General features: G+C 71.6%; 12 protein-coding genes and 3 pseudogenes. 12 read left to right on the forward strand and 3 right to left on the reverse strand.

What is annotated here, in order from left to right; all coding sequences use genetic code 11:
• The first annotated feature begins 26 nt into the window (after positions 1-26).
• The 6 genes and pseudogenes from HUV60_RS32285 (at position 27) to HUV60_RS32310 (ending at position 8,404) form a co-directional block, all read left to right on the forward strand.
• Positions 27-1,058, forward strand: coding sequence for a hydroxyacid dehydrogenase (locus tag HUV60_RS32285; RefSeq protein WP_257853603.1), 1,032 nt, complete (start codon positions 27-29; stop codon positions 1,056-1,058).
• A complete protein-coding gene (locus tag HUV60_RS32290; RefSeq protein WP_257853604.1) occupies positions 1,055-2,956 on the forward strand; it encodes a DUF2264 domain-containing protein in 1,902 nt (633 codons plus the stop codon). Before HUV60_RS32285 ends, HUV60_RS32290 begins: the two co-directional genes overlap by 4 nt.
• Positions 2,957-2,988: 32 nt before the next feature.
• A pseudogene (locus tag HUV60_RS32295) lies at positions 2,989-4,983 on the forward strand (CARDB domain-containing protein).
• A gap of 234 nt (positions 4,984-5,217) precedes the next feature.
• Positions 5,218-6,942 (forward strand): aa3-type cytochrome oxidase subunit I, encoded by a 1,725-nt coding sequence (gene ctaD, locus HUV60_RS32300; protein ID WP_257853606.1) that lies wholly within the window; start codon positions 5,218-5,220, stop codon positions 6,940-6,942.
• A gap of 35 nt (positions 6,943-6,977) precedes the next feature.
• Positions 6,978-7,319: a hypothetical protein gene (locus HUV60_RS32305; RefSeq protein WP_257853607.1), complete on the forward strand. Its 342-nt coding sequence runs from the start codon at positions 6,978-6,980 to the stop codon at positions 7,317-7,319.
• A 119-nt stretch (positions 7,320-7,438) separates the two neighbouring features.
• Positions 7,439-8,404 (forward strand): hypothetical protein, encoded by a 966-nt coding sequence (locus HUV60_RS32310; protein ID WP_443047475.1) that lies wholly within the window; start codon positions 7,439-7,441, stop codon positions 8,402-8,404.
• Here HUV60_RS32310 and HUV60_RS32315 read toward each other — a convergent pair.
• Positions 8,390-9,098, reverse strand: a pseudogene (locus tag HUV60_RS32315) (PP2C family protein-serine/threonine phosphatase). The gene HUV60_RS32310 and the pseudogene HUV60_RS32315 sit on opposite strands and share 15 nt — an antisense overlap.
• A 384-nt stretch (positions 9,099-9,482) precedes the next feature.
• Between HUV60_RS32315 and HUV60_RS32320 the strand changes: the two are divergent.
• Positions 9,483-9,833, forward strand: coding sequence for a hypothetical protein (locus HUV60_RS32320; RefSeq protein ID WP_257853608.1), 351 nt, complete (start codon positions 9,483-9,485; stop codon positions 9,831-9,833).
• Positions 9,834-10,540: 707 nt separating this feature from the next.
• On the forward strand, positions 10,541-12,529 hold the full coding sequence (locus HUV60_RS32325; protein WP_257853777.1) for a discoidin domain-containing protein: 1,989 nt from the start codon (positions 10,541-10,543) through the stop codon (positions 12,527-12,529).
• A gap of 42 nt (positions 12,530-12,571) precedes the next feature.
• Here HUV60_RS32325 and HUV60_RS32330 read toward each other — a convergent pair whose 3' ends face one another.
• On the reverse strand, positions 12,572-14,158 hold the full coding sequence (locus HUV60_RS32330; RefSeq protein ID WP_257853610.1) for a glycerol-3-phosphate dehydrogenase/oxidase: 1,587 nt from the start codon (positions 14,156-14,158) through the stop codon (positions 12,572-12,574).
• Positions 14,155-14,754 carry a TetR/AcrR family transcriptional regulator gene (locus tag HUV60_RS32335; protein ID WP_257853612.1) on the reverse strand — a complete coding sequence of 200 codons (600 nt, stop codon included), beginning with the start codon at positions 14,752-14,754 and terminating at the stop codon, positions 14,155-14,157. The genes HUV60_RS32330 and HUV60_RS32335 overlap by 4 nt, the downstream gene beginning before the upstream one ends.
• Before the next feature lie 71 nt (positions 14,755-14,825).
• Between HUV60_RS32335 and HUV60_RS32340 the strand changes: the two genes are divergently transcribed.
• From HUV60_RS32340 to HUV60_RS34160, 4 genes and pseudogenes are all read left to right on the forward strand, one after another.
• Positions 14,826-16,457 (forward strand): FAD-binding oxidoreductase, encoded by a 1,632-nt coding sequence (locus HUV60_RS32340; protein WP_257853613.1) that lies wholly within the window; start codon positions 14,826-14,828, stop codon positions 16,455-16,457.
• Positions 16,458-16,558: 101 nt separating this feature from the next.
• Positions 16,559-17,440, forward strand: a complete 882-nt coding sequence (locus tag HUV60_RS32345) for a YegS/Rv2252/BmrU family lipid kinase (protein WP_257853618.1) — start codon at positions 16,559-16,561, stop codon at positions 17,438-17,440.
• A 418-nt stretch (positions 17,441-17,858) separates the two neighbouring features.
• Positions 17,859-18,191 (forward strand): annotated as a pseudogene (locus tag HUV60_RS34155) (catalase/peroxidase HPI); the annotation flags it as partial.
• Complete coding sequence (locus tag HUV60_RS34160) at positions 18,192-18,458, forward strand: cytochrome P450 (protein ID WP_443047564.1); 267 nt, start codon at positions 18,192-18,194, stop codon at positions 18,456-18,458. It begins immediately after the preceding pseudogene.
• Positions 18,459-18,613 lie beyond the last annotated feature (155 nt).

The raw sequence follows: 18,613 nt of genomic DNA on the forward strand, positions 1-18,613 counted from the left end.
CTCACAGAAGGAGTTCGGCCCCCACCATGACTGAGCACACGCCCGGCCCCGCCCTCCGGCCCCGTGCCGCACTGGCCATGCACCCCGACGTCGCCTCCGCCGTCCTGGACGCCGAGTCGCACGCGGCCTTCGCCGCGCTCTGCGATCCAACGCCCCTCCCCGTGCTGGACGACTTCACCACACCCGGGGCACGCGCCGTGCTCGCCGGCATCGACCTGCTGGTCACCGGCTGGGGCTGCCCGCCTCTGGACGCCGAGGTCCTGCGGGCGGCACCCCGCCTGCGCGCCGTCGTGCACGCCGCGGGCAGCGTACGCGCCCATGTCACCGACGCCTGCTGGGAGCGCGGCATCGAGGTCTCCTCCGCCGCCGCGGCCAACGCCGTACCGGTCGCCGAGTACACCCTCGCCATGATCCTGCTCACCGGCAAGCGGGTCCTGGAGAGCGCACGCGACTACCACACCGCCCGCACCCGGCCCGACTGGCTGCGCCCCGACCCCTCCACCGGCAACCACCGGCGCACCGTGGGCATCCTGTCCGCCTCCCTCATAGGCCGCCGCGTCATCGAACTGCTGCGCCCGCACGACGTCGACGTCCTCCTCCACGACCCGTACGTCGACCACCGGGAGGCTTCTGAACTCGGCGTGCGCCGAGTGGGGCTGGCAGAACTCTTCCGGCACTGCGACACGGTCAGCGTCCACACCCCGCTGCTGCCCGAGACCCGGGGCCTGGTCGGCCGCGAACTGATCGACTCCATGCGGCCCGACGCCGTGCTCGTCAACACGGCCCGCGGCGCCGTCGTCGATCAGGAAGCGCTCACCGACGCGGCACTGGCCGGCCGTATCCGTGCCGTGCTCGACGTCACCGAACCCGAAGTCCTGCCGCCCGACCACCCCCTGTGGAGTTGCGAGAACGTCCTGCTCACCCCCCACCTCGCCGGCTCCCAGGGCAACGAGCTGCGCCGACTGGCCGATCTCGCACTCGACGAGATCGTCCGCTGGACCACCGGCGACGGCTTTCTCCACCCCGTACGACGCGAAAGGCTGGCTTTCCTCGCATGAGCATCCCCTTCGAACTGCCCCCGGAGAACCGTGACCTGAGCCCGCACACCGGTTACACCCGCGCCCACTGGGAGGCCGTCGCGGACGGGCTCCTCACCGCGGCCCAGCACTGGAGCACCCCCGGCCACGCCCTGCTGGACCTGCCGGGACGGTCCTCCTGCTCGGGCGTGCGCTCCGACGGCCTCGAGGGGTACGCGAGGACGTTCCTCGCCGCAGCCTTCCGTGTGGCCGGCGCGGACGGGGACGACCCCCACGGGTGGCTCGAGCGCTACGCGGCCGGACTCGCCGCCGGCACCCGTACCCCGGGCCGTGACGACACGGAGTCCTGGCCGCTGATCCTCGACTTCACGGTGCAGGGCCAGCCCATGGTCGAGTCGGCGTCGGTCGCCCTCGGGCTGCGTCTGACCGCCCCCTGGCTGTGGAACAACCTCGACCCCGGTGTGCAGGACCGCGCCGAGGAGTGGCTGCGGGGTGCTCTGCGGCACACCCCCGCGCCCAACAACTGGTACCTCTTCCCGTACACCGTCGCCGGGTTCCTGGAGTCCGTCGGCCGCGGTGACAGCGAGACGGCAGCGGCCCGGCGGCGCGCGGTGGGCCTTCTCGAGAGCTGGTACCAGGGTGACGGCTGGTACACCGACGGGGACGCGCGGGCCTTCGACCACTACAACGGCTGGGCCCTGCACCTCTACCCGGTCCTCGACGCCCATCTCTCCGGCGACGCGGACGCCCTGGCCCACTACGGCTCCCGGCTGCGCACCCATCTCGAGGGATTCACCCTGATGTTCGGCACGGACGGGGCTCCGATGCACTACGGGCGGTCGCTCACCTACCGCTTCGCGGCCGCCTCGGCCGTCGCGCTGGGCGCCATGACCGGACACAGTCCGCTGACCCCGGGGGCCTCGCGCCGTATCGCCGACGGCAGCCTGCGCCATTTCCTGGACCGGGGCGCGCTGACCGGCGACGGACTGCTGAGTCTCGGCTGGCACGGCCCGCACGACGCCGTGCTGCAGATCTACTCGGGCCCTGCGTCCCCGTACTGGGCGTCGAAGGCGTTCCTCGCGCTGCTCGCTCCCGCCGGCCACGCCCTCTGGACGGACCGCGAGGAGCCCGCGCCTGTGGAGGAGGCCGACCGGGTGCTCGCCCTCCCCGCACCAGGACTGCTTCTCCAGACGACCCGTGCCGACGGAATCGCCCGCCTGCACAACCACGGCAGCCACCATGTGGGCCCGCACCGGGCGGAATCGGCGGCCGAGGACGACCCGCACTACGGGCGCCAGGCCTACTCGACCCGCACCGGCCCGACCGCGACCGGCAACATCGCCGACAACCACCTGTCCGTGGTGGTCGGCGGCCGGCCCAGCGTGCGCTGCCGCGTCCACCCGCTGGGTGCCGGACAGGGAGACGGGTGGGGCTGGGCGGCCTCCTGGCACCGGCCGGTGTTCGCCGACGGCCCGCCGATGGTGCCGGGCCTGCGGGTGGAGAGCGTCACGGTGGCCCAGGGCCGACACGAACTGCGGGTGCACCGGGTGGTGAGGGCGCCGGCGGATTCCCTCGTCACGCACACAGGCTGGGCCACCGGCCCCGACGAACCGCTGCTCTCGTCCCTGCACGGTCTGCACGGCTGGGACGCTCCCGCCGCGGACTCCATCCGCGCCCCCCAGGGCACGGCCTTCACCCGCTGGGCCCTGGTGCCCCGGCTCACGGGCCGGTCCGACGGCACGTCCGTGCATGTCAGCCTGGCGAGTCTGACCGCCGAACCCGGCCCGCGGCCCCTGGCGGAGGCGGTCCGGGGGGTCAGGGTGGACGAGGGGGACGCGGTCGAGGTCGTGTGGGCCGGCAGCGGAGCACGCACCCGGATCTCTTTCGACCCGGTGGAGGTCAGCCACGCCGAGCAGTGACCGGAGGCGGGCTTCGGGCCCGTGCCGAATCGATGCAGGGCAGGGGCGTCGTCCATGAGGACGGCGCCCCTGCCGCGTCCGGTCTGGTCGCCGTCGGTCTCCACCCCGCACCGGCCACCGCCGCGGCACCGGCCGTCCGCCGGCCCGACCTGGCGCTCGGCAAGAGCGTCACAGCCGGTGGCTCCCACCCCGGCTGTCCCGTCACCAACATGACCGACGGAAGCCGACAGACCTACTGGGAGGGCCCGGCGTGGTCCCTCCCGCAGCCCGTGCGCGTCGGCCTCGACGGCACCGTCGAGGCCGACCGGGTGGTTCTGGAACTGCCCACAGGCTGGGAGGCGCGGACCCAGACGCTCACCGTCGAGGGCAGCACCGACGGCACCTCCTTCACCGCCCGTGGCTTCGACCCCACCGACGGCAACACGGTCACCGTGGACTTCGCTGCCCGGGAGCTGGGCCACATCCGCATGCGGGTGACCGCCAACACCGGTTGGAAAGCTGCCCAGTTGTCCGAGATCGAGGTCTACGACAGCGACGCGGGCACCGACCCCGAACGGCCACCGGCCGACGGAACCGACCTCGCGCTGAACAAGCCCGTCCAGACCTCCTCCACCGTGCACCAGTTCGCGGCGAGGAACGCCAACAACGGCCAGACGGAAACCTATTGGGAGTCAGCAGGCCATCCCGCGACATTCACGGGCCAGTTGGGTGCGAACGCCGACCTGACCGGCGTCCTCGTGAAGCTCGCACCCGACACGGTCTGGGAGACCCGGACACAGAGCATCGAAATCCTCGGGCTCGAGCAGGCCGCGAGCTGCTTCACCTCGATCAAGGCCCCGCGCCGACTACACGTTCAACCCCGCCTCGGGCAGCAACACGGTCACCATCCCGGTCACCGGGCGCCACGCCGACGTGCAACTGAGGTTCACCCGCGACTCCGGCGGACGCAGCGCCCAGATCGCCGAGTTGGAGGTCATGGGCGCCGCCGCCCCCAACCCCGATCTCGTCACCGGCCTCACCTGGACGCCCGCGTCCCCCACCGAGTCCGACGCCGTCACGGTCCGCACGACCGTACGCAACGCCGGCACCGCCCTGTCACCCGCCTCCACCCTGGACGTCGGACTCGAGGGTGCAGTCGCCGGCAGTGCCCCGGTCGGCGCACTCGCCGCCGGCGCCCCCACGACCGTCTCCGTGGACGTGGGCCGACGGGACCGGGGTGCCTACACGGTGTCCGCCGTGGTCGATCCCACGGACACCGTCCCCGAGCAGGACGACACCAACAACAGCCGCACCGTGACGGACAGACTGACCGTGGCCCGAACTCCCGGGCCCGGCCTGGAGGTCCGCTCGATCGCCACCGACCCTGCGAGCACCGCCACCGGTGCCGCCGTCTCCTTCACGGTCACCGTGCACAACCGGGGCACCTAGGCCGTGCCCGCCGGCACCGTCACCCGGCTGGAGGTGGGCGACCGTACCCTCGACGGCACGCCCCGGACGGTCGCCGCAGGCGCGAGCGTCCCGGTCGCCGTCGAGGGCACCTGGACCGCCACCGGCGGGTCGAGCATCCTCACCGCGACCGCGGTCTGTGGCGGCCACGGCAACACCATCGAGAACAATCTGATCCACGACACGATGAACTACCCGGGCATCATGCCGGCGACCGACCACGACCCGCTGCCCTTCTCCGGAGAGACCCTCATCGCCAACAACGCGCTGCACCGTACCGGCGGAGCCTTCTGGAAGGAGGAGCAGAAGTTCGGCGCCATCACCCTGTTCGCGCAGGGGCCGGACATCCCGGGAGTGGTGGTCCGAGACACCGACATCCACGACTCGACGTACGACGGCCTCCGGTCAAGACCGGAGGCGGCGCCATGCCGGACGTCCGGATCAGCAACGTCACGATCGACAGATCCAACAACGGGTCCGGCATCCTTGCCATGGGCGGCGCCCGCGGCAGTGCCACTCCGGCGGACGTCACCATCACCGGTTCGGCCGAGGGCGACGCGCTGATCGAACCCGGTTCGTGATCAACCGGTAGCCCCCCGCCCGGGCGACGAGCCCGTACCCCTGGGGTACGGGCCCCGGTACGTCCGGACGGACCCGCCGGAACGCGCGAGCCCTCACCTGTTGCGTCACAATATGCGACGAAATGAATGCTTACCGTGACACGCCGGGCGGGGTCCGGGTCGCACACGGGCGGGCGCATTTACGAGATCCTCCCCGAGGGTGGAGATCCGGCCCGCAGTAAGGAGAGCGGAACAGTGGTGGTTCACAGTGCCTCGGACTCGGTGGAGTCGGGCTCCTACGAGGACGAGCTGCCGGTCCGGCGCAGGCGCCCCGGCAAAGTCGTCGTCTCATGGCTGACCACGACCGATCACAAGACCATCGGCACGCTGTATCTCACGACATCGTTCGCGTTCTTCATCCTCGGTGGCATCCTCGCGCTGGTCATGCGCGCCGAACTGGCCCGTCCCGGTATCCAGATCGTGTCGAACGAGCAGTACAACCAGGCGTTCACCATGCACGGCACGCTCATGCTGCTGATGTTCGCGACCCCGCTGTTCATCGGCTTCGCGAACTGGATCATGCCGCTCCAGATCGGCGCGCCCGACGTCGCCTTCCCGCGGCTGAACATGTTCTCCTACTGGCTGTTCCTGTTCGGCTCACTGATCGTGATCAGTGGTTTCCTCACCCCGGACGGGGTCGCCAGCTTCGGCTGGACCGCCTACACCCCGCTGTCGGACTCGGCCCGCACGCCCGGGCTCGGCAGCGATCTGTGGGTCATGGGCCTGGCGTTCTCCGGCTTCGGCACGATCCTCGGCTCGGTCAACTTTCTCACCACGATCATCTGCATGCGCGCCCCCGGCATGACGATGTTCCGTATGCCGATCTTCACCTGGAACGTGCTGCTGACCGGTGTGCTGGTCCTGCTCGCCTTCCCGGTGCTCGCGGCGGCGTTGCTGGCCCTGGAGGTGGACCGCAAGTTCGGGGCGCACATCTTCGACGCGGCCAACGGCGGGCCGCTGCTCTGGCAGCACCTGTTCTGGTTCTTCGGCCACCCGGAGGTGTACATCATCGCGCTGCCGTTCTTCGGCATCGTCTCCGAGATCATCCCGGTCTTCTCCCGCAAGCCGATCTTCGGCTACATGGGTCTGATCGGCGCGACCATCGCGATCGCGGGCCTGTCGGCGACGGTGTGGGCGCACCACATGTACGCCACCGGAGGCGTGCTGCTGCCGTTCTTCTCCTTCATGACCTTCCTGATCGCGATCCCCACAGGTGTGAAGTTCTTCAACTGGCTGGGCACCATGTGGAAGGGGTCACTGAGCTTCGAGACACCGATGCTCTGGGCCGCCGGATTTTTGGTGACCTTCCTCTTCGGCGGTCTGACCGGTGTCGTCCTGGCCTCCCCGCCGCTGGACTTCCACGTCACCGACTCGTACTTCGTGGTGGCGCACTTCCACTACGTGGTGTTCGGCACGGTCGTCTTCGCGATGTTCGCCGGCTTCCACTTCTGGTGGCCGAAGTTCACCGGCAAGATGCTCGACGAACGCCTCGGAAAGATCACCTTCTGGACGCTGTTCGCCGGCTTCCACGGCACGTTCCTGGTCCAGCACTGGCTCGGAGCCGAGGGCATGCCCCGCCGGTATGTGGACTACCTCGCGGCCGACGGCTTCACCGCGCTGAACACGGTCTCGACCATCGCGTCGTTCCTGCTCGGCATGTCGATGCTGCCGTTCCTCTACAACATCTGGAAGACGGCCAAGTACGGCAGGAAGGTCGAGGTCGACGACCCGTGGGGCTACGGCCGTTCGCTCGAATGGGCGACGTCGTGCCCGCCGCCGCGGCACAACTTCCTCACCCTGCCGCGGATCCGCAGCGAATCCCCGGCGTTCGACCTGCACCACCCGGCGGTCGCGGCGTACGACAGGGAGGCCAACCGCCCCGAGCGGTCCGTGGTCCAGGCTCCCGGGGACCAGGCCTGACCGGTGCGACCCCGCAGCCCAGCGTGGAGGAACATGTGAATCCGAGCCAGGACAGCGCCCGCGGCCTCGACCAGCTTGAGGGGTACCTGCTGTGGGCGGCCGAAGTCGAGGACGCGCGACGACAGGCAGGCCGGTTCGCCGAGCAGTTGCCGTGGCTGACGACCGCACAGCGCGAGGACGTGGAACGCGTCTACACCGCCGACCGCATCGAGGTCTCCCGCGTGACACTGGCCCGGATCTGCGAGCGGGCGGCCGAGCTCCGCGGCGCGTACGAACACCGCTACCGGCAACTCCGGGCGCGGTGTGTGGCGGCCGCGGTCGTGGGCGTCGCGAGCGGGGCGGGCGCAGTCGTCCTGGCGTTCCTCGTCGGGGAGTGACGGTCCGCCGCCCCACTGGGGCCACCGGACGCCGTTGCCCCGGCGGGCAGATGGGGGACGTTGGACGGACTCGCGCAGGGAGCGCGGCGTTTTGGCGAAGTCGAAGCCAGGCTGGCCCCATGGCTTCATCGATCGAAGGCCCGCACCGTGGGCGTCACCGAGCTCCGTCCCCGGGCGACCGGCGGTCCACCGCCCCGGTCCGGGGCCGCGGCCGGCTGCCGATGCCGGCCCTCGCCCTCCTGATGGCGGTGCTCCTCACCGGCTGCGGTGCGAACACCGGCAGCACGGCACGGGATGCGTCCACCCCCGCGGCCCCCCACACAGCGGTCACTCCCATGGCCGCCGCCCCGCCGGCCGACGAGGCGGCGGAAGCCGGAGCGCCGGGGAACGCGGCGGCGGGCAACCGAGCGGCAGGGGACGCGGTGCCGGGTACCGGAGCACCCGGCGTGGGGAGTACCGCCCAGGGCCGGACCGGCACCGGGACCCACCCCGACACCCCCGTCCCGCTCGGCGGCCTCGGTCCCCGGACACTGGCGCTGGTCCCCGAGAACGCCCGCCAGGCCGTCGTCGTCACCGGCAGGGGCCCGGACGCGAACCGCTCCGAGGCCGTGCTGTACCGGCGTACGGCCTCGGGCTGGGAGGCGGGGAGGAGATGGCCCGCCCGCAACGCGCTCAACGGCTGGACCGACGATCACATGGCGGGCGATCTCCGCTCGCCCATCGGCGTGTTCACCCTCAGCGACGCGGGGGGCCTGCTGCCCGACCCGGGCACCCGGCTGCCCTACGACGAGTCGCCCGGATTCTCCATCGAGGGCACGGGCTTCGTGGGGGAGCCGCTCGCAGGGTCCTTCGATTACGTCGTGGCGATCGACTACAACCGCGTCCCGGGTACCTCTCCGCTTGACCGGACCCGCCCGCTCGGCGCCGACCGGGGTGGCGGCATCTGGCTGCACGTGGACCACGACGGGCCCACCCAGGGCTGCGTGAGCCTCGAGAAGGCGCACATGAGGCAACTCCTGCTGGCCCTCGACCCCGAGCAGCACCCGGTCGTCGTCATGGGAGACGCCGGGTCACTGAGCAGGTGAACGGGGCATGCGTCTTCGGAGCCGGCGGGCACCGGTGAGGACGTCCCGGCAGGCGGCCTCGTGCTCGACGAACGCGGTGGCGCCGGGGAGAGCGGTCCGGTGATCCGTAGCCCGTTCGGGTGGCGGGGCCAGCGCTGTCGCGAGGCCGCGATCGGTACTCTGCTGCTGCGGTTGAGCGTGACGGCGGCGCTGCTGCCCGCCGCCGCGGGTGTGCCCGGCGGCATCGGGCTCGATCACGCCGCTGGACGGGTCGAGCTGTATGAAGGTGCAGGTGGCGAAGAGGTCCGAGCCCAGGGACAGCAGCAGGTCATTGGTCATGGCGAGCGGTTCGCCCGGCTCACCGGTGATGGAGGCCAGTGCCCGCAGCCCCACTCTGACCTGCCCCATGAAGGCGGCCGCCTCGACGTTGTGCCCCTACGTCCCCGATGGACAGGCCGATGCGGCCGTCGGGCATCGTGAAGGCGTCGTACCAGTCGCCTCCCACATTGAGCCCCTGGTAGGCGGGTGCGTAACGCACGGCCAGCCGCACACCGCCGACGACGGGGAGATCCCGGGGCCGTATGCCGCGCTGCAGGGCGACGGCGAGTACCACCCGGGAACGCTGCACCTCGACCTGCGCGTGTGCCTGAGCCGTCAGCGCCCCGAGCCTGGCCAGCAGTTCGTCGCCGTCGTCCGGCGAGGCGGTAGGGGACATGGATCACTCACTCGGGCGAGGGCGGCAATGCTCGGTGGTCTCCCTTGGGAATTGAGATCTCATTGATTCCTGTATCGGGTGATAATCGGAAATCAAATGAGTGGGCCAGTTCCTGGGGGCGGCGGCGAAACGGCGGCCGGGGCGGCGGTGTGGCCTGCGCGAAGATGCTGTGAAACGCTGGCGCGGCAGCACTCGGAATGAAATCTGTTCCAGTGATGAGGCGGTGGGAAGGAAATGGTCGGACCTCTGTCTTTTCCGCATGCTGACGTTCATGCGGCGCCCCTCGGCAGAGACAGAGGGAACGGGTTCTACTGCCGTCCGCTGTCAGGTCACGACATGCCTGCAGGCGTCCAGGGTGCCGTCTCACCCGTTTAGGCTGTGCCCATGGAGCAGCGCGAGATCATGCAGCGGGGCGTCGGCATCCTCACCGAGGCCCTCGAGATGCGGCGGCAACTCCGGGAGAACCCGGACGCCGAGGTCACCAGGAGCGGAGCGGTCTCCGCGCTCCTCGAAGAGATGCTGCCGCACATTCAGTTGCCGCACGACGCCAGCCCCCGCGAGGTGGCGGAGATCGTCACCGAGAAGCTGGGGCCCGCCATCGTGCACATCACCTCCGCCCTCACCTTCGCCTTCGTGCAGCTCGCCGAGGTGCACGACGCCGGCCGCACCGACGTGTCCTCCTCGGACGTCCTGCGCTCCATCTCGCTGCGCTACGAACCCGGGGCGGAGCGGTAGGCGTTACCGGAGCGGAGCGGCTGACCCCGCGGGTCGGCGACGGAGGGGGCGGCGTCGACTCCGGCTGCACCGGCCGGGCGGGTGCCCTCGGGCCGGGGCGCCGCCGAAGCCGATCCCGTTCACGTCGGGATCGCGGTACGCGGCCGTGCGGACGCCGTTCGGACAGGTCTCCCGACGTACAGGCCGGAGTCTCGCGCGGTGATCCGGGCGACGCGGTCGTCGGTGAGGACGGTGTGCCGGGCGTGGTGGCATGCTCCGGCAGGTGCTCGACGGCCGCCGACCGGGGTGCTCCGCAGCCTTCCAGGGAGTCTCGGGGTCACTGGCCGCGCAGGTCGGAGGGGGCCCGGCAGCTGTTCGTGCCAGGTCGGCGCGGCCGCGTAGTCACTGACGGGGTACCGGCGAAGAGATCGAGGGCCATGCGGTCACGCCAAGGGCCTTCGCATCAGGGCAGGGGCCGTCCCGGGCCCGAGCGGCCGCAGGTCGTCCCGGACTCTTGACTCCTTACGCGTCCGTAGTCATCCTCGGCTCATATCTTGTGCCGGTCATGACAATCAGCCGGGCGGTCCGGGCCACCGGCCCGGACCGCCCGAGAGGGCCGACCGCGCCGTTTTGCCGACGGAGGGACATGGGCCGTGACCATCGCTCGACACAGGCACGGCAAAAGCCGCCATGCCGCCCTCGTGTCCCTGCTCCTGCTCCTGCTCGTCATGTCCCTCGGCCCGACGCCCAGTTCGGCGGCCGACGGCGACTGGTGGGAGCCGACAGCGCGGCCTGCCCCGGACTCCGGCATCGGCGTCACCGGCGAGCCCTTCACCGGCACCGACGCGCGCGGCGAGGTCCGCGGGTTCGTCGACGCGCACAACCACCTCATGTCCAACGAGGCTTTCGGCGGCCGGCTCATCTGCGGCAAGCCCTTCTCCGAGCAGGGGATCGCCGACGCACTCAAGGACTGCCCCGAGCACTACCCCGACGGCTCCCTCGCGATCTTCGACTTCATCACCAACGGCGGTGACGGCAGGCACGACCCGGACGGCTGGCCCACCTTCGTGGACTGGCCCGCCCACGACTCCCTGACCCACCAGCAGAACTACTACGCCTGGGTCGAGCGCGCCTGGCGCGGTGGGCAGCGGGTCCTGGTGAACGACCTCGTCACCAACGGAGTGATCTGCTCCGTGTACTTCTTCAAGGACCGCGGCTGTGACGAGATGACGTCCATCCGGCTGCAGGCGAAGCTGACATACGACATGCAGGCCTACATCGACAGGATGTACGGCGGCACGGGCAAGGGCTGGTTCCGCATCGTCACCGACAGCGGGCAGGCCCGGCAGGTCGTCGAACAGGGCAAAATGGCGGTCGTCCTGGGGGTCGAGACCTCCGAACCCTTCGGTTGCAAGCAGGTCCTGGACGTCGCCCAGTGCGACAAGGGCGACATCGACGCCGGACTGGACGAGCTGTACGACCTCGGCGTGCGCAGCATGTTCCTGTGCCACAAGTTCGACAACGCGCTGTGTGGAGTCCGCTTCGACGAGGGAGCGCTGGGCGCCGCCATCAACGTCGGGCAGTTCCTGTCGACCGGCACCTTCTGGCGGACGGAGCAGTGCACCGGCTCCCAGCACGACAACCCCATCGGCCTGGCCCCCGCGCCCGCCGCCGAGGAGGAACTCCCGGCCGGCGTCGAGGTCCCCGCATACGACGAGGACGCCCGGTGCAACGTCCGAGGGCTCACCGACCTCGGCGAGTACGCCGTACGCGGCATGATGGAACGCAACATGATGCTCGAGATCGACCACATGAGCGTCAAGGCCACCGGCAGGGTGCTCGACCTCTTCGAGGCCGAGTCCTACCCGGGCGTCATCTCCTCGCACAGCTGGATGGACATGGACTGGACCGAGCGGGTCTACGGTCTCGGCGGTTTCGTCGCCCAGTACATGCACGGCTCGGAACACTTCGTCGAGGAGGCGGAGCGCACCGAGGCGCTGCGGGACAAGTACGGCGTGGGTTACGGCTACGGCACCGACATGAACGGTGTCGGCGGCTGGCCCGCCCCGCGCGGCGCGGACGCGCCCGACCCCGTCACGTACCCCTTCCGCAGTGTGGACGGCGGGTCCGTCATCGACCGGCAGACCACCGGCGAGCGCACCTGGGACCTGAACACCGACGGAGCCGCGCACCACGGACTCGTCCCCGACTGGATCGAGGACATCGGGCGCGTCGGTGGCCAGGACGTGGTGGACGATCTCTTCCGGGGCGCCGAGACCTACCTCGGCACCTGGGGTGCCTCCGAACGGCACCGGCCTGCGGACAACCTCGCGAAGGGTGCCCCGGCGACGGCGAGTTCGGCCGAGTGGAACCCGTTCACGAGCTACGCGCCCGGCCGGGCGGTGGACGGCGACCGGGGCACCCGCTGGGCCAGTGACTGGAGCGACGAGCAGTGGCTGCGCATCGACCTCAAAGCCACGCGCGAGGTGGGGCGCGTCACCCTCGACTGGGAGCGCGCGTACGGGACCTCGTACCGCGTCGAGCTGTCCGCCGACGGTGCCGACTGGCGGACCGTCTGGTCCACCACGGCCGGCGACGGCGGGCTCGACACGGCCCGGTTCACCCCTCAGCGGGCCCGTCACGTGCGCGTGGTCTTCCTGGGCAGGGGGACGGAGTGGGGCTACTCCCTGCACGAGGTCGGCGTGCACGGCCGGTGACCGACCGGCGTGGGTCGGCTGAGCCGTGTCGACTGCGCTGCGTCAACTGTGCTGGGGCAAAATGCTGGTGAGGAGTTCACGGACCGCGTCCAGCGCTGCGGCGCGGTCCGCGGGGACGAGGCCGATCCGGGTGCGGCGGTCGAGCAGGTCGCCCTCGTCGAGCGCTCCCTCGTGACGCACCGCCCAGAGCAGTTCGGCGCCGGTCACCGGATGGCCGGGCAGTACGGGTTCGCTCAGCCGGGCATCGTGCGCGCCGAGGGCGTGCACGGCCGGTGCCTCCGTTCCGTAGCGCCGCACGAGGCGGCGGGGCCCCGGCAGGGCGGCGAGGACCTGCGGCGACGCGGCACCCACAAGCGGGAGGGACGTGGTGCGTGAGGGGCCGGCCGGCAGCCGTCGGACACGTACGGCGGTGTCCACGGCGTCCTCGGCCATGCGCCGGTACGTGGTGAGCTTGCCGCCGACGACGGTCACGACCCCCTCGGACGACGTCAGCACCGCGTGCCGCCGCGAGACGTCGGCGGTCCTCGGCGCCGGCCCGCTCGCCGAGGTGTCCAACAGGGGACGCAGGCCCGCGAAGGCCCCCACGACGTCGTCGCGGCGCAGCGGGACGTCGAGGACGGAGCACAGGACGTCGAGGAGGAAACCGATGTCCGTCTCGGGGGCCTCGGGGACCTCGGGGATGTCACCGTCCACGGGTTCGTCGGTGAGGCCGACGTAGACCCGGCCGTCGTCCTGGGGCAGGACGAGGACGAAGCGGTTGGTCTCCCCGGGGACCGGGATGTGCAGGCCGGCCGGAAGCGGGTCGAGGCTGTACGGGCGCAGCACGAGGTGGGTTCCGCGCGAAGGACGGATCCGGATGCCGTCGACGAGGCCGCCCGCCCAGACGCCGGACGCGTTGATCACCGCGCGGGCGCGGATCCGGCCCTCCTCGCCGGTGAGTTCGTCGCGGACCCGGGCACCGGAGGAGCTCAGGCCCAGGACCCGGACCCGGGTGAGGATCCGCGCCCCGTGTGCGGCGGCAGTGCGGGCGACGGCGGTCACCAGGCGGGCGTCGTCGGTCAGCCGACCGTCCCAGGACAGCAGTCCGCCGCGCAGCCCGCCGGCCCGTACGGCGGGGGCCAGATGACGGGTCTCGGTCGCCGGTATCCGGCGCGGCGCGGGCAGAGTCGCCCGCGAGGTCCGGGCGGTCAGCCGCAGGATGTCGCCGGCCTGGAAACCGGCCCGCGCCAGGGCGGACTGACGGTGGGAGACCAGAGGGGTGAGAGGCAGTACGAACGGCTGCGCGCGCACCAGATGGGGGGCGGTGCGCTCCATCAGCACCCCGCGCTCGACCGCGCTCTCGTGGGCGACGTCGAGCTGACCGGAGGCGAGATAGCGCAGCCCGCCGTGGATCAGCTTGCTGCTGAAGCGGGACGTGCCGTAGGCCAGGTCGTGGGCGTCGACGGCGACCACGCTCAGTCCGCGGGACGCCGCGTCCAGGGCGGCCCCTGCGCCTGTGGCACCGAGCCCGACGACGAGGACGTCGACGGCGTCGCCGCCCACGGCCGCGGTCAGGTCACGGACGCGACGACCGGCGGACAGGGACGAACCGGACGCAGCCGGCCCGGCGGGGGAGTTCGCGGAGGTCATGGGGTGAGGGTCCTCTCCAGGATGTCGCGCAGTTCCGCGAGGAGGGCTTCGTAGGTGAGGTCCGGGTCGTCCTCGTCGGTCATGGTCCGCAGGGACAGGGTGAAGGACTGGACGATCAACAGGACGGACCGCGCCTGCCGTTCGGGACGGCCGGCGCACACCGAACCGTCGGCGTGCCCCTCGCTCAGGGTCTCGGCCAGCAGCCTCAGCATGGCTTCCTGGCTGGCCCCGCGCCGGTCCAGCACGTAGGGCAGCAGCAGTTCGGGATCCACGCCGACGATCTTCTGGAAGAGCGGGTGCTCGCCGAACGCGCGCACCACCGCCACCAGCCCGTCCACCATCCGCTCCCGCGTGGTCACCCCCGGCCGGGCCTCGGGGGCGGCCGAGGTGGCGACGGCGATCCACTCCCGCGTCATGAGGTCCCCGACCAGCGTGCGCACATCGGGCCACCGCCGGTAGAGCGTCATGCGGGAGACCCCGGCACGGCGCGCCACGTCGGTGAGCGTGGTGCGGCGGACCCCGACAGCCAGGACACAGTCGCGCACCGCGTCGAGCACGGCGTCGTTGTCCGCTTGGTTGTGACGAATAGGCGTCATGTGTCACAGTGTAACGCCTGTGAGGCCGTCGGTGACGGCATCGCTCCCATCGACCGACGAGGACGACAGTCATGGACATGCTGTGGAGTGGCTGGGGTGACCCGGCCAGGGCGAAGCCGCTGCCCGACACCGTGATCGGACTGCTGCGCGACACGCTCGGTGTCAGGCAGCGCGGGGCCGCACCGGCCGTTCTCGGTGAAGTGGCCGTCCCCGAGCCCCGGCTGGAGCCCGCGGCGCGGCGTGCGCTGGCCGCAGCCCTGGGCGGTGCGAACGGCTCCGGGGACGAGGGTGCGGGCGTCGGAGAGGACCACGTACGCACCGACCCGGAGACCCGGATCCGGCACACCCGCGGCAAGTCCACCCCCGACCTGCTGCGCATCCGGGGCGGCGACGTCACCGACACCCCCGAGGCCGTCCTGTACCCCGCGAGCCACGACGAGGTGCTCGCCGTCCTGCGTGCCTGCACCGCACACGGCCTGGCCGTGGTGCCGTTCGGCGGCGGCACCTCTGTCGTCGGCGGACTCGCCCCCGGCCGGCCGCGCCCCTTCGTCGCCCTGGACCTGCGACGCATGGACGGCCTGCTCGCCCTGGACCCGCTCTCCCGCACCGCCACCCTGCAGCCCGGCCTGCGCGCCCCGCAGGCCGAAGCGCTGCTCGCCGAAAACGGCTTCACTCTCGGCCACTTTCCCCAGTCCTACGAGTGGGCCACCATCGGCGGCTTCGCCGCCACCCGCTCCAGCGGCCAGGCGTCCGCCGGCCACGGCCGCTTCGACGAGATGGTGCTCGCCCTCACCCTCGCCACCCCCGAAGGCACCCTCGATGCAGGCCGGGCCCCGCGCTCCGCGGCCGGCCCCGACCTGCGCCAGCTCGCCCTGGGATCCGAGGGTGCTTTCGGCGTCATCACGTCGGTGACCGTCCGGATCCGTCCCGTGCCCCGGACCCGCGTCTACGAGGGGTGGCGCTTCGACTCCTTCGAACAGGGGAGCGCCGCCCTGCGCCGTCTCGCCCAGGACGGGCCGCGCCCCACCGTGCTGCGCCTGTCCGACGAGACCGAGACGCTGATCGGCCTCGCCCGGCCCCAGGCGATCGGCTCCGGCACCGCGCAGCCCGCCGGATGCACGGCCGTCGCCGGCTACGAGGGAACGGAGGAGGACACCGCGTACCGCAGGCAGGGTGCCGCGGCCGTCCTGCGCGCGTGCGGCGGGATCCCGCTGGGCGAGGAGCCCGGCCGTAACTGGGCCCACGGCCGCTTCTCGGCCCCGTACCTGCGCGATTCCCTCCTCGATGCCGGGGCACTGGCCGAGACGCTGGAGACCGCGACGTTCTGGTCGGGCGTGCCCGCGCTGTACACCGCCGTCCGCGAGGCCCTCACCGGCACACTCACACAGGCCGGCACCCCGCCCCTGGTGATGTGCCACATCTCCCACATCTACGAGAACGGCGCCTCGCTGTACTTCACCGTGGTGTCGGCCCAGGGCGACGGCGACCCCGTGGCGCACTGGACGCGCGCCAAGCACGCCGCCAACGAGGCGATCCTCGCCGCCGGCGGCACGATCACCCACCACCACGCCGTCGGCACCGACCACCGGGACTGGTACGTCCGCGAGATCGGCCCGCTGGGCACCGACGCCCTGCGCGCCGTGAAGCAGCGCCTGGACCCGGCCGGAATCCTCAGCCCCGGCGTCCTCCTGCCCACGGACTGAACCGAGGCTCACCGGCCGTCGGCCCACGGGGCGACCGCCCCCGGGCCACGCCCTTCCCCCACCACCTTTCCCCATCACGTCGGCCCGCCCGGAGGCACCCGATGCGACAGTTCACCGCCGTCGTCAATCCCACCGCGGGCGGAGCCACCGGAGCGGCCGCGCTGCTCGCTCTCGCACGTCTGCTCCGGGAGGCCGGCGCCGACCTGCACACGGAATACAGCCGCAGCCTCGCCCACGCGCGGGAACTGGCCCGCGACGCCGGCCGGCGGGGCCGGGTGGTGCTGGCGGTCGGCGGAGACGGCATCGCCGGAGGCATCGGCGGCGCGCTGAGTGGCACCGGCGCGACCCTCGGCCTCGTGCCGGCGGGCCGCGGCAACGACTTCGCCCGTGCCCTGGACCTGCCCGCCGACCCCGCGGCCCTGGCCCGGATACTGCTGCACAACACACCGCGGCCGGTCGACACCATCGAGATCGAGTCAGCCGTGCACCACCGCACCGTCGTCCTCGGCAGCGTCTACGCCGGCGTGGACGCGCTGGCCAACCGCCACGCCAACCGGTCCCGGCTGCTGCGGGGTTCCGCCTCCTACTACGCAGGCGGCCTGCGCGCGGTCACCGGCTGGCGGGCGGCGCGCTACCGGGTCACGGTCGACGGTGAGGAGCACACCCACACCGGCTACACGGTGGTCGCCGCCAACTCCGGTTACTACGGTTCGGGCCGGGTCATCGCCCCCGACGCCCGCGTCGACGACGGCGTACTGGAGATCGTGATGATCGCGGACGCCCCGCGGCTGCTGTTCTTCCACCTGATGAACGATCTCAGGACAGGCGCCCACGTCCACCGGCCCCAGGTGCGGATCCTGCGCGGCAAGGAGGTCCGTATCCTTGCCGACCGGGACGTCCCCTACGGGGCGGACGGCGAGGTCGAGGCGGTTCTCCCGGTGACTCTCCGGGTCCTCCCCGGCGCACTCCACGTGCTCCGCTGACCGGCCCGGCAGCCTCCTGGGCCTACCCGGAACCGGACAGCGTGTGGCGCACGGGACTGGAACTGTTCAATCTCTGGAGCTGTTCCAGTCCCGGTTGTGGTTTCGGCCGCATGACCGCATCCCGGGCCACGAGGATCGCCCCCCCCGGGGGGGAGAGAGAGACGCGAGCGCATCGGGCACGTCTCCCCGCAAGCGGTGCACGACTCCCCGACCGCGCTCACCGGTGCCGGACTCGTCCGCCGCATCGAGCAGCCGGCAGCCCCGCCCGCTTCGAGGGGCGTGCCGGTGACGGCCGTCACCATCTCGTGCGCCGGTCCTGCGGTGCCGTCATCGACTCGGCTGCGCTCCCGGCGACCCGCCCTGCGCGAACACCCCACTCCGTTCGGACTTTTCCGGAAGGAATGTTTCCGATGGCCGAATCCTCTTCGGCTACGAGTGGGAACTGTTCGAGAGCCCCGCAGTCGCACACCAGTGGCGGCCCCGGAACGGCACCGGGGCGGGCAGCGCCCCTGATGCCCACGACCCGGCCGGGAGCCACGCCCCGACGATGCTGACCACGGACCTCGCCCTGCGGGCCGACCCCGCCTACGAGCAGATCTCGCCGCATTTCATGGAGGACTTCGACGCGTTCGCGGACGCGTTCGCCCGTGCCTGGTTCAAGCTCACCCACCGCGACATGGACCCGATCGTGCGCTACCTCGGGCCCGAGGTCCCCGCCGAGACCCTGGTGTGGCAGGACCTCCTGCCGGAGGTGAACCTGGACCGGCTCGTTTACGCCCGACGGGTCCTGCGGGAGGCGATTCGGAAGTACGGACGGGCCTGGACGGTGACGCGCACCGCCACCCGTGGCAGCGAACTCGGAGGCCGCCTCGTTCCCGAGGGCGTCGACGTCGTCTGGAGCTCTTGTCCGCACCAGCACGACCCGCGGGTCTTCCCCGAACCCGGTGTCTTCGACCCGGACCGGTGGGCACCCGCCCGCACCCCTGCCGCCACGCGGCTCCTTCCTCGCGTTCGGTGAGGAGAGGGGGAGAACGGCCACGAGGGACGAAGAACGGCCAGGTACGGCGAGGAAATTCCACCATCTGATCGTGCATGGCGGGTTAATGTCGGTGTCAAGGAGCACAATGATCATTGAAAGAGATCAACACCGGCGCCGCGCTGGGTAGACGGTCT

It is taken from the genome of Streptomyces sp. KMM 9044, from assembly GCF_024701375.2.
In the GTDB taxonomy this organism is placed as follows: domain Bacteria; phylum Actinomycetota; class Actinomycetes; order Streptomycetales; family Streptomycetaceae; genus Streptomyces.

Bases quoted from the DNA above. Each gene is read 5' to 3' on its own strand.
- HUV60_RS32285 (WP_257853603.1), top strand. From the start codon at position 27: ATGACTGAGCACACGCCCGGCCCCGCCCTCCGGCCCCGTGCCGCACTG.
- HUV60_RS32290 (WP_257853604.1), top strand. From the start codon at position 1,055: ATGAGCATCCCCTTCGAACTGCCCCCGGAGAACCGTGACCTGAGCCCG.
- HUV60_RS32310 (WP_443047475.1), top strand. From the start codon at position 7,439: ATGGCTTCATCGATCGAAGGCCCGCACCGTGGGCGTCACCGAGCTCCG.
- HUV60_RS32320 (WP_257853608.1), top strand. From the start codon at position 9,483: ATGGAGCAGCGCGAGATCATGCAGCGGGGCGTCGGCATCCTCACCGAG.
- HUV60_RS32325 (WP_257853777.1), top strand. From the start codon at position 10,541: ATGTCCCTCGGCCCGACGCCCAGTTCGGCGGCCGACGGCGACTGGTGG.
- HUV60_RS32330 (WP_257853610.1), bottom strand. From the start codon at position 14,158: ATGACCTCCGCGAACTCCCCCGCCGGGCCGGCTGCGTCCGGTTCGTCC.
- HUV60_RS32335 (WP_257853612.1), bottom strand. From the start codon at position 14,754: ATGACGCCTATTCGTCACAACCAAGCGGACAACGACGCCGTGCTCGAC.
- HUV60_RS32340 (WP_257853613.1), top strand. From the start codon at position 14,826: ATGGACATGCTGTGGAGTGGCTGGGGTGACCCGGCCAGGGCGAAGCCG.
- HUV60_RS32345 (WP_257853618.1), top strand. From the start codon at position 16,559: ATGCGACAGTTCACCGCCGTCGTCAATCCCACCGCGGGCGGAGCCACC.